Below are 10,527 nucleotides of genomic sequence, written 5' to 3' on the forward strand. Positions count from 1 at the left end.
CCTCTTCTCCGTCTACGACCACCTCCCCGACGCCAACATGGTCCGCAGCCTCTTCCAGAGCGCGGTCGTGGAGCGCGCCATCGAGGGCGCGCACTACGCGCTGCGCCAGGCGCCCGCCGACCACCCGGTGGCGCCGCACGTCCGGCACCTCCTCATCTGGTTCCTCGTCCAGGCGGAGCGGTACGCCGAGGCCATGGAGCAACTGCGCCTGGTGGACGGCCATGTCGGCGCGGTGCCCTGGTCGTTCCACCCGCAGCCGGCCGCCGCGTACGCCACGTACCGCGCCCTCGCCGTCGCCGGCTGGGAGTCCCAGGGCGGCACCCCGGCGATGCTCCCGCCGGACCGACCCTCGTTCTGACCGGAATTCCCGACGCCCGAGAGACGTTCCCCGGACACCGAGTCACCCACCCGCCGTCGCCTCTCTTTTCCCCTCGTCCCTCCGGAGCCTGATCACGATGCTGTTCTCCCGCTTCAAGAACCACCTCCCCACCGCCGACGAGGCGCTGAAGGGCCGCCCCGAGCCCGAGTTCACGGTCCCCGATCGCCACACCGTCCTCGGCAACGCCCTGCTCGGCCCGTACCCGGAGGGCCTGGAGATCGCCGACTTCGGGCTGGGCTGCTTCTGGGGCGCCGAGCGCAAGTTCTGGCAGACCGAAGGCGTATGGACCACCCTCGTCGGCTACCAGGGCGGCCACACGCCGAACCCCACGTACGAAGAGGTCTGCAGCGGCCACACCGGCCACACGGAAGCGGTCCGCGTCGTCTTCGACCCCTCGAAGGTCTCGTACGCCGCCCTCCTCAAGGTGTTCTGGGAATCCCACAACCCCACCCAGGGCTTCCGCCAGGGCAATGACGTCGGCACGCAGTACCGCTCCGCGATCTACACCCACTCCCCCGCCCAGCAGCAGACCGCCGAAGCCTCCCGCGACGCCTACCAGAAGGTCCTCACCGCGTCCGGCTACTCCGACATCACCACCGAACTCCTCCCGGCCGGCCCCTTCTACCCGGCCGAGCCCTACCACCAGCAGTACCTCGACAAAAACCCCGCAGGCTACTGCGGCATCGGCGGCACGGGCGTCTCCTGCCCGGTGGGGGTGGCTCAGGCGGAGGACTGAGACGACGGAGGGGCCTGGGGTGTGAGGGTTCCCGTGGGGCCGATGAGGGCTTCGGGTGGGGTGTGGCGTTCGTGTATGCCGTAGTAGGCCGCGCCGATCGTGTCCGCCGCGGTCGGGGACGACGGTGGGGCCGTCATCGTGACCGTGGCGGTGTGGATGCCGAGCGGGGCGAGTTCGGCGTGCAGGGTCTGTGCGTAGTTGCGGAGGGCGGCCATGGCCAGGCCGGCGTTGGCGAGGGACGGGGTGGGGACCGTCGCCGCGGCGCCGGTGGTGATCAGGACCGTGCCGGAGCCACGGGCGAGCATGTCCGGGAGGATCTGGCCCACGGCGGTGATCGCACCGAGGACGTAGAGGTCGAACTGGGCGGTGGCCGCGGCGGCGGTGGTCTGGGCGGCGTGCGTGACCGGTCCTGACGGGCCGGGGCCGTAGTCCAGTACGTCGGCGGGGCCCAGCGCCTCGGTCACCTGCGCGAGGGCGGCGGCCAGCGCGTCGCGGTCGCGGATGTCCGCGGGGAACGCGGCGGCGGGGATGTCCAGCCCGGCCAGCTCGGCGACCTGGGCGTCCAGCCGGTCCTTCGTACGGGCGACGAGTCCGACCCGGTAGCCGTGGCGCCCGAACGCGCGGGCCACCCCCATGCCCCGCCCCGGCCCGGCACCGACCACCACGAGCGTCTTGGCCACCGCTGCTCCTCTCCGCGCCGGCGGCGGGCCCGGAACTGCGCGGCCGCGCCGGCTGATCGCTTGATCACTTCTCGGGTGCGTTTCCTTGGTGTGCCCGCTCAACGCCCGGTGACACCAGGCCGTCAACGCCCGGGGTCAAAGAGAGGAAAGAAGACGGGACAGGCCCTCAGGGCTTGCGGGCCACCAGGGCGTACTGGGCGACCTGCGGGGGTTCGGTGGGAGTGCCGTCCGGGGCGGGGTCCGGGCGCCAGTGGGTGCAGGAGACCAGGCCGGGCGGGAGCAGGTCCAGGCCCGCGGCGAAGCGGGCGATCTCCGCGCCGCTGCGGGCGGTGATCGGCGGGGTGGCGTTCTCGTTCCAGAAGCGCATGGCCTCGGCGTTGCCCTCGCCGCCCAGTTCGAGGGTGGGGTGGGTGAGGACGAGGTGGCTGCCGGACGGTACGGCGGCGAGCAGTCGGTCCACGGTCCGCTGCGCCCGCTCGGTGTCGAGGACGAAGTTGAGGATGCCGAGGAGCATGATCGCGACGGGTCGGCCGAGGTCGAGGGTCCGGGCAGCCGCGTCCAGGATCGCGTCCGGGTCGTGCGCGTCCGCGTCGATGTAGTCGGTGGCGCCGCCGGGCGCGCTGGTCAGCAGCGCGCGGGCGTGGGTGAGGACGATGGGGTCGTTGTCGACGTAGACCACATGGGAGTCGGGCGCGACGCGCTGGGCGACCTCGTGGGTGTTGTCGGCGGTGGGCAGGCCGGTGCCGATGTCGAGGAACTGGCGGACGCCGGCCTCGCCCGCGAGGTGGCGCACGGCGCGGCCGAGGAATGCCCGGTCGGCGCGTGCCACTTCGCCGATGCTCGGGTACAGGCCGGTGATGTGGTCGCCGACCTCGCGGTCGACGGCGTAGTTGTCCTTGCCGCCGAGCCAGTGGTTCCAGACCCGGGCGTTGTGCGCGACCCCGGTGTTGATCCGGGAGATGTTCTCCGCGTGCCCGTCGCCGTCCGCCATGCCGTTTGTCCGTTCCCCTCCGGGCCGGTACCGGTGCGTACCGGGCCACCGGGAAGTGACGGTACCAGTGGGAAGTGGCGTTACCAGCGTGAGAGTTGGGGCTTGTGGGGCAGCAGTCCAAGGAGCCTTACGGCCCGCCGCCGTCCAGCCGGGCGCGGTCCGCGGCCGCCGCGCCCTGGTGGAGGCCCTCCGCGTCCCGTACGCCTCGCATCCGTACCGCCGTGGTCTCGGGGAAGAGCACGCCGGTCCGCTCCTGGACCGCGAGATCGCGGGCGGCCAGTACCGGCAGCAGGTCCGGCGTCCCCTCTGCGGCCTCGGCGGTGACGTGGTCGGCGGCGTCGGTGAGGCGGTCGCGGATGCGGGAGGCGTAGCCGGCGAGGAAGGACTGGCGGAAGTCCTTGGTACGGCGGGACTTGCCGCGGGCGTGGTGCGTGTCGGCCGCGCGGTTCATCGCGGTGGTGGCCTGGACGAGGAGGGAGGTGTAGAGCAGTTCGGCGGCGTCCAGGTCCGGCGCGAAGCCGACGAGAGTGGTGAAGGCGGCGTCCGGGGACCAGACGGCCTGGCAGCGGTTGGCGACGGCCACCGCGTCCAGAAGCAGCGCCTTGGCGTTCTCGTACGGGCCCTCGACGCCGATGCGCAGGGTCTCCGGGCCGCCGGCGGGCGCGGCGCCCGCGAGCAGCGCCTCGGAGACGCTGTGCCGCGCCATCAGCTCCTGGGCCTTCGCGGAGAGCGCCTCGGCCTCCTCGGGGAAGGCGGTGGACTCGGCCTTGGCGAGCAGGCCGCGGATGCGGCCGAGGACGCGCGGCTCGTCGGCCGGGCGCGCACCGGAGTGAGCCGTACCGGCCGTCCGCTCGCCCGGCGTCCCCGGGAGCGGCCCCGTAGGCGTGACGCGGGGCAGCCGGCCGAGGACGCGCAGCACCTCCAGGACGGCGCAGAGCGCCTCGAAGCGGGTGGTGCGGCGGCGCCGGGCCAGCGCGTCCGGGTAACCGCCGTCGTCCGGCCACCAGACCTCGGCGCCCGCCTCGCGCAGCTGCGCGGGCCAGCGCGGCGGGAGTTCCTCTGCGGGGTAGCGGCGGAGCTCGGCGGCGACGAGGTCGGCGGCGAGCTCGGGTGCCGCACCGGCGCGCCGTACGAGGCGTACCAGGTCGGCGGGGTGCCAGCCGCCCTCCCAGCAGCCACGCACGGTGGCCGCAGCGGCGGCCAGCAGGGCCCGGCCCACGGCCTCGGGACCGGCCGGGTCCGCGCTCAGCGCCGATGCCCCGGCCTCGACGGCGTCCTCGGCGGTTCTGCCGTCCGCGGCGTACCGGACCGCGCCCAGTACGCGTGCCACGCTCTCCCCGGCGCCGTTCCCGGCCGCGCTCTCCCGGCGCCCGCCGCGCCCCTCGCCCTTGTTGCCCACCGGATCACTGTACGGACGCGTACGGTGCGGCCGGAAACAGCGGCGGGCGGCACCCGGACCGGTGTCCGGAGTGCCGCCCGCGCACGGCTCGGGGAAGCCGTCAGGCCGGTGAGCTGTCGGGTCGGGTCGGGTCGAGCCGCCCGGGTCACTGCAGGGCGCTGCCCGCCGTCCACTGGGACCAGTCCATGTTCCAGCCGTTCAGGCCGTTGTCGGGCTGGATCGTCTTGTCCGGGGAGTTCTTCATGACGACCACGTCACCGAGGAGGGAGTTGTTGTAGAACCAGGCGCCGTCGGTCTTGGCGTTCTTGGCGCCCTTGGCGTCCTCCAGGCCGATGCAGCCGTGGCTGGTGTTGGCCTTGCCGAAGATGCCCTTGCCCCAGTAGTTGCCGTGGATGAAGGTGCCGGAGTTCGACAGCCGCATGGCGTGCGGGACATCGGGGATGTCGTACTCGCCCTTGCCGTTCTTCTTCTTGAAGCCGACCGTCGAGCCGTCCATGCGGGTCTGCTCGAACTTCTCGGAGATCACCAGCTGACCGTTGTAGGTCGGGTTCTCCTGGCCGCCGGCCGAGATCGGGATCCGCTTCACGGTCTTGCCGTCCCGCACCACGGTCATCTGGTGCGTCTTGGCGTCGACGGTGCTCACCTGGGAGCGGCCCACGTCGAAGCTGACGGTCTTGTCCTGGATGCCCCGCACACCGGGCGACGCCTCCACGCCGTCCAGGTCGAGGTCCATGGTGACCTTGGAGCCGGCCTTCCAGTACTCCTGCGGGCGGAAGTCCAGGCGGGTGTCGCTGAACCAGTGGCCGACGACCTTCTGGTTGCTGCTCGCCGCGACCTTGATCTTCGACTCGACGGCGGCCTTGTTCTTGACCGGCTTGTCGAAGTTCAGCGACACCGGCATGCCCACGCCGACGGTCGAGCCGTCTTCGGGGGTGAAGTTGCCGATGAAGCTGTTGGTGGGCGAGACGGTGCTGAACGTGGAGTGCTCGACCGCCGTGCGGCCCTTGGAGTCCTCGGCGTGCGCGGTGATCCGGTACTGCGTGGAGCGCTTCAGCGGGGACTGCGGCTGCCAGGACTTGCCGTCGGGCGCGAGCGTGCCGGCCACCTGCTCCTTGGACTCCACGGAGGTCATCGTGACGTCGGTCAGCTTGCCGTCCGAGACGCTGACCTTGGTGTCGCTGTTGATGCCCGCGTCGTCCGTGCCGCTCTTCGGAGCGATCTTGATCTTGGCGTCCGAGGCGTCCTTTGCGGCCGCCCGGTCGACCTGTTCCTGCTTCTCGTGCTTCTCTGGCGGCCCCGAGCCGCCACTGTCACCACTCGCCTGGTCAGCACCGCCGCCGCAGGCTGCGAGCGCCAGTGCCCCGCTCAGCAGCCCGGCGGTGGCTATGAAGCCCTTGCGGCGCTTGCTGTCCGTCATCAGTCACTACTCCATTGCTACGGAACCTGGGATCCTCCCCGAGCCATCTGGGCACACTTGGCCCCAGTCGCTCCCATGATGAACGCCTGTTCCCGTTTTGCCGTTCCATGCACAGGAAAGTGTGGGAAAGGACACCCAGGCTCCGCGCCGGAGAAAACGGCCTCAGACGAGTTCTTCGTCGTCCCCCGCGTCCCCGAGATCCCACTCCTCGGCCTCGGGGTCGTAATCGGTCTCCTCGCTGGTCCAGGACGCCTGGGTGAGTTCGACGCCGGGGACGTCGTTGACGAGGTCGAAGGGGTCGACGAGGTGCGCGACGGCCTCGGCCGGCTCCGCCTGGACCGCTTGCCGCGCGTAGCTGCGCTCCTGATCGGACAGATGATCCTCGTCGCTGATCCCGTCGAGGGCCGCGCCGGTCAGCAGGTCGGGGTCCGTGATCTCCATGACCAGGTCGACGCGCAGGCGGACAAAGCGTGATGTGTCACCGTTGCTCATGCCACGGAGCGTAAGCACGTCGGGCCCCTGGCTTCCCCGCGACCCGCGGCTGTTACTAACATCTGGGTAACGGCCCAACCGCCGAGCCGTGAAGGGGGATCGTTCCGTGACCGCACGCCGACCACTGGTGACTGCCGCTGCGGCCGGTTCGGTGCTGATCGCGCTCTGTTTCGTGCCGTCGGCGAACGCCACGGCCGAGCACGACGAAGGAACGCGGCACTCCGCCGCCCCGGCCGTGGGCCAGGACGTACGGGCCGGTACGGACACGACTGCGGGGGCCGGTGAGCAGGGGCGGGTCGCCCCCGGTACACAGGTCGCGGCCGGCACGGACGGCACGCAGGGCTCGGGCGAGGTCCGGCTCGCCGACTCCGGCTCCCTCGACACCACCCCGTACGCCGTCGGCGGCACGGCCTTCCTCGGCGTCGGGGCCGCCCTGGTCACCCTCGCCGTGCGCCGCTCGCGCGGCGAGACGGCCTGAAAGCCCGCGAGACCTCGCGCCACTTCCAGGCCGTCCGCTCCGCGCGTCAGGCCAGCTTGCCGGTGACCGACTCGACGGCCTCGACCAGCTTGCCGCTGCGCACGACGTCGTACGCCGCCGCCAGGTCGGGCGCGAGGAAACGATCCTCTCCGGGGCCCTGCACGCCCTCGGCCCGTACGGCGTCCAGCACCGCGCGGGTGGCGGGCGACGGGGTCACGCCCTCGCGCATCTCCACCGCGCGGGTCGCCGCGTACATCTCGACGGCGACGACGCGGGTGAGGTTGTCGATCGCGGTCCGCAGCTTGCGCGCCGCCGACCAGCCCATCGAGACGTGGTCCTCCTGCATGGCGGAGGACGGGATGGAGTCCACCGAGGCCGGGGCCGCGAGCCGCTTCATCTCGCTGACCAGCGCGGCCTGCGTGTACTGGGCGATCATCAGGCCGGAGTCCACGCCCGGGTCGCCGGCCAGGAAGGCGGGCAGCCCGTGCGAGCGGTTCTTGTCCAGCAGCCGGTCGGTGCGGCGCTCGGCGACCGAGCCGAGGTCGGCGGCGGCGATGGCGAGGAAGTCCAGGACATAGGCGACCGGGGCGCCGTGGAAGTTGCCGTTGGACTCCACCCGGCCGTCCTCCAGGACGACGGGGTTGTCCACGGCCGCGGCCAGCTCGCGCTCGGCGACCAGGCGGGCGTGCGCGAGGGTGTCCCGGCCCGCGCCCGCGACCTGCGGGGCGCAGCGCACGGAGTAGGCGTCCTGGACGCGCGGCGCGTCGTCCTGGTGGTGGCCGGTGAGCTCGGAGCCGGTGAGCACCTTCAGCATGTTGGCGGCCGAGGCGGCCTGGCCCGGATGCGGGCGGATGGCGTGCAGCTCGGGCGCGAGGACCTTGTCCGTACCGAGCAGCGCCTCCAGGGAGAGCGCGGCGGTGATGTCGGCCGAGGTGAACAGGCGGGCGAGGTCGGCACAGGCCATGACCAGCATGCCGAGCATGCCGTCGGTGCCGTTCAGAAGGGCCAGGCCCTCCTTCTCGCGCAGCTCGACGGGCTCGATGCCATGGGCCGCCAGCAGCTCGCCGGAGGGCCGTACAACGCCGTCGGGCCCCTCGGCCTCGCCCTCGCCCATCAGGGTCAGCGCACAGTGCGAGAGCGGCGCGAGGTCGCCGGAGCAGCCGAGCGAGCCGTACTCGTGGACGACAGGGGTGATGCCCGCGTTCAGCAGCTCCGCCATCGTGTCGACGACGAGGGGGCGTACGCCCGTACGGCCCGAGGCCAGGGTCTTCAGGCGGAGGAACATCAGCGCGCGGACCACCTCGCGCTCCACGCGCGGGCCCATGCCGGCCGCGTGCGAGCGGACGATGTTGCGCTGCAGCTGGGCGCGGAGCTCGGGGCTGATGTGCCGGACGGCGAGCGCGCCGAAGCCGGTGGAGACGCCGTAGACCGGGTCCGGCTTGGCGGCGAGGTCGTCGATGAAGGCGCGGGAGGCAGCGACGGCCGCGCGGGCGTCGGCGGACACCTCGATCCGGGCGGCGCCACGGGCCACGTCGATGACGTCCTGAGCGGTCGTGCCGGTCGTCCCCAGCACCACGGTGTGCATATCCATATTCAGGCACCCTAGAGAGTGAAAGCGCAGATGTCATCAGCGGGGTACAGCCGCACCCCTTACCCCGCAGGACGCACGGGTCCTGCCTCGCAGGACGCACGCGTTCAGCGGCGGAACCGGCGGCGCTCCCCGTGCGGCGCCGGGCCGCGGTCCGGCGCATCCGCCATGCGGACGACCGGGTCGTCCTCGCCGCCGTCCCGGCCCGCCACCACCGGGCCCGGCGAACGCGCCGCCTTGGCGCGGTACTGCGCGGCGTCCGCGAGCCGGAAGAGGCGGCGCGCCGACCGCACCTCACCGACCGGATCGCCGGTGGAGGCGACGCCGACCGCCACGCCCTCACCGAGGTCCAACGCACCCGCGCGGCGGCACAGTTCCGCCGCGACCCGCTCCACGTCCGCGGCCGGCGGGCCGACCGCGAGCAGGCAGAACTCGTCGCCGCCGAGGCGGGCCGCGAGGGTGCCCGGCAGTATCGCGCCGCACAGCGACAGCACCGACCCGAAACGCTCCAGCAGCCGGTCGCCCGCCGCGTGCCCCTGGGTGTCGTTCACCCGCTTCAGCCCGTTGAGGTCGCAGACCGCCAGGCTGACGACCGTGCCGTCGGCACGGTGCCGCTCCAGCGCCTCGTCCAGCCGCATGTCGACCGCGCGCCGGTTGGCCAGCCCGGTCAGCGCGTCGGTGAAGGCCAGCCTGCGGGCCTCGGCCAGCCGCTCGGTCTGGGCGATGCCGGCCGCCGCCACCGCGGCCAGGACCGTCGCGAAGTCCGCGTCGTCCCGGGCGAAGACCGGCGCGCCGCGCGGCCGGGCCACGTACAGCTCGCCCCAGGCCCGGCCGTGCAGCACGATCGGCGCGACCACGCAGCTGCCCCGGCCGCGGCGGCGCAGCGCGGCCACGCGCTGATGGCAGTACGAGCCCTCCTCGTGCGGCCCGTCGGCGGTCTCCACCCAGGCTTCGGGCTCGCCGCCGCCCGCCCACCGCTCATGCAGGAAGCCGACGATCTCCGGGAACTCGTGCACCGGATAGGACTCGTCGTCCGGATACTCCTGCTCGCCGTCCGCCAGGTCGCCGACGTTCACCAGGACCCGCAGCCGGCCGAGCTGGCGCTCCCAGACGGAGACCGCAGCGAAGGAACCGCCCAGCGCCCGGCACGCGCCCTGTGCCGCGGCATGCGCCGATTCCTCGGGGTGGTGGGCGGCGGCCATGGCCTGCGCGAGCGCCACGACGGCCCGCAGCCGGGCGTCGCACCCGTATTCGCTACCGCCCACCGCTTCGCCCGTCACCGGCCCTCACAATCCGTAACCGTAGGCGCGCCTTGACCTTACAGAGTAGGAAGGTTTGCCACAGTCCGCCCCTTATGGGGTCACGGACAGCTACCGGGGTACGGGAGCGAGTACGGCCGGGATCACTCCCCCGGCCAGTCCGGCGTCCGCTTCTCGTTGAAGGCGGCCACGCCCTCGGCCCGGTCGCCGGAGAACGCGACGCTGCGCCAGGCGCCGTCCTCCAGGTCCAGGCCGGTCCGCAGGTCCAGGCCGTGCCCCAGGCGCATGGCGCGCTTGGCGGCGCGCAGTCCGACGGGCGAGTTGCGGGCGATCCGCGCGGCCAGCTCCAGCGCCTCCGTACGGTCCTCGCCCGCGCCGACCAGCTGGTCGATCAGGCCCAACTCGGCGGCCTCGGCGGCCTCGACGCGGCGCGCGGTGAAGACCAGCTCGGCCGCGCGGGCCGCGCCCACCCGGCGCGGCAGCAGCTGCGTACCGCCGCCGCCGGGGATCACGCCGACGGAGACCTCGGGGAGGCCGACGACGGCGGTGGGGTCGGCCACGATCAGGTCGCAGGAGAGCGCCAGCTCGAAGCCGCCGCCGAGCGCGAAGCCGTGCACGGCCGCGATGGTGGGCATCGGCAGCTCGAGTACGCCGGTGTAGGCGGCGCGGGTGTACGGGCGCTGGCGCATCAGGTCGGCGTCGGTGAAGGAGTTGCGCTCCTTGAGGTCGGCGCCGACGCAGAACGCACGGTCGTGCGTGGAGGTGAGGACTACGGTCCGTACGGTGCGGTCGGCGGCGAGGGCGTCGGTGGCGGCGGTGAGGGCGCGGGCCATGTCCGTGGAGACGGCGTTCATCGCCTTGGGGCGGTCCATGACGAGTTCGGCTACGTGGTCGCCGTGGCGCCGGATTGCTACGTGCTCGCCGTAACGCTCTTCGTGCTGGTCGTTGCCCATGGCCGCCCTCCCGGTTAACGGTCGCTTACTCGCGATCGTAACCGGGAGGGGAGAGTGCCCCGGTCCCGCCCCTTCCCGGCCGTGACATTTGCGGCTCCGCCGCGGGGGGGGGCTCCGCCCCGGACCCCGGTCCTCAATCGCCGGACGGGCTGGGG

10 protein-coding genes and 1 pseudogene are annotated in these 10,527 nt (G+C 72.9%); 3 read left to right on the forward strand and 8 right to left on the reverse strand.

The genetic code is table 11. The features are described 5' to 3' along the window. Both CCS38_RS15215 and msrA read left to right on the forward strand, forming a co-directional pair. Nucleotides 1-358, forward strand: a pseudogene (locus CCS38_RS15215) (hypothetical protein); the annotation flags it as partial. 97 nt (nucleotides 359-455) lie between these two features. Beyond that, nucleotides 456-1,115, forward strand: a complete 660-nt coding sequence (gene msrA / locus CCS38_RS15220; RefSeq protein WP_223733802.1) for a peptide-methionine (S)-S-oxide reductase MsrA — start codon at nucleotides 456-458, stop codon at nucleotides 1,113-1,115. On the opposite strand, the gene CCS38_RS15225 is transcribed toward msrA, so the two are convergent. The 5 genes from CCS38_RS15225 to CCS38_RS15245 form a co-directional block, all read right to left on the reverse strand. After that, the gene (locus tag CCS38_RS15225) at nucleotides 1,100-1,795 is read right to left on the reverse strand and encodes an SDR family NAD(P)-dependent oxidoreductase (RefSeq protein WP_223733803.1); all 696 of its coding nucleotides are present in this window, start codon (nucleotides 1,793-1,795) and stop codon (nucleotides 1,100-1,102) included. The two genes, msrA and CCS38_RS15225, sit on opposite strands and share 16 nt — an antisense overlap. A gap of 166 nt (nucleotides 1,796-1,961) precedes the next feature. Next, nucleotides 1,962-2,786 carry an SAM-dependent methyltransferase gene (locus CCS38_RS15230; protein WP_223733804.1) on the reverse strand — a complete coding sequence of 275 codons (825 nt, stop codon included), beginning with the start codon at nucleotides 2,784-2,786 and terminating at the stop codon, nucleotides 1,962-1,964. 127 nt (nucleotides 2,787-2,913) lie between these two features. Then, nucleotides 2,914-4,185: a DUF2786 domain-containing protein gene (locus CCS38_RS15235; RefSeq protein ID WP_372457081.1), complete on the reverse strand. Its 1,272-nt coding sequence runs from the start codon at nucleotides 4,183-4,185 to the stop codon at nucleotides 2,914-2,916. Between the two features lie 145 nt (nucleotides 4,186-4,330). After that, nucleotides 4,331-5,602 carry a L,D-transpeptidase gene (locus CCS38_RS15240; protein ID WP_223733805.1) on the reverse strand — a complete coding sequence of 424 codons (1,272 nt, stop codon included), beginning with the start codon at nucleotides 5,600-5,602 and terminating at the stop codon, nucleotides 4,331-4,333. Between the two features lie 162 nt (nucleotides 5,603-5,764). Then, on the reverse strand, nucleotides 5,765-6,094 hold the full coding sequence (locus CCS38_RS15245; protein ID WP_223733806.1) for a hypothetical protein: 330 nt from the start codon (nucleotides 6,092-6,094) through the stop codon (nucleotides 5,765-5,767). 106 nt (nucleotides 6,095-6,200) lie between these two features. On the opposite strand from CCS38_RS15245, the gene CCS38_RS15250 reads away from it, so the two are divergent. Then, entirely contained in the window at nucleotides 6,201-6,572 is a 372-nt protein-coding gene (locus tag CCS38_RS15250) for a hypothetical protein (RefSeq protein ID WP_223733807.1), read from the forward strand. Between the two features lie 46 nt (nucleotides 6,573-6,618). Here CCS38_RS15250 and hutH read toward each other — a convergent pair whose 3' ends face one another. The 3 genes from hutH to CCS38_RS15265 all read right to left on the reverse strand — a co-directional run bounded on the left by hutH (nucleotide 6,619) and on the right by CCS38_RS15265 (nucleotide 10,372). Further along, nucleotides 6,619-8,163, reverse strand: coding sequence for a histidine ammonia-lyase (hutH, locus tag CCS38_RS15255; RefSeq protein WP_223733808.1), 1,545 nt, complete (start codon nucleotides 8,161-8,163; stop codon nucleotides 6,619-6,621). A gap of 104 nt (nucleotides 8,164-8,267) precedes the next feature. Next, nucleotides 8,268-9,362 (reverse strand): GGDEF domain-containing protein, encoded by a 1,095-nt coding sequence (locus CCS38_RS15260; RefSeq protein WP_223733811.1) that lies wholly within the window; start codon nucleotides 9,360-9,362, stop codon nucleotides 8,268-8,270. A 200-nt stretch (nucleotides 9,363-9,562) separates the two neighbouring features. Next, a complete protein-coding gene (locus CCS38_RS15265; protein ID WP_223733809.1) occupies nucleotides 9,563-10,372 on the reverse strand; it encodes an enoyl-CoA hydratase/isomerase family protein in 810 nt (269 codons plus the stop codon). Nucleotides 10,373-10,527: the final 155 nt, after the last annotated feature.

This window comes from Streptomyces purpurogeneiscleroticus (assembly GCF_020024005.1).
Taxonomy (GTDB): Bacteria; Actinomycetota; Actinomycetes; order Streptomycetales; family Streptomycetaceae; genus Streptomyces; species Streptomyces purpurogeneiscleroticus.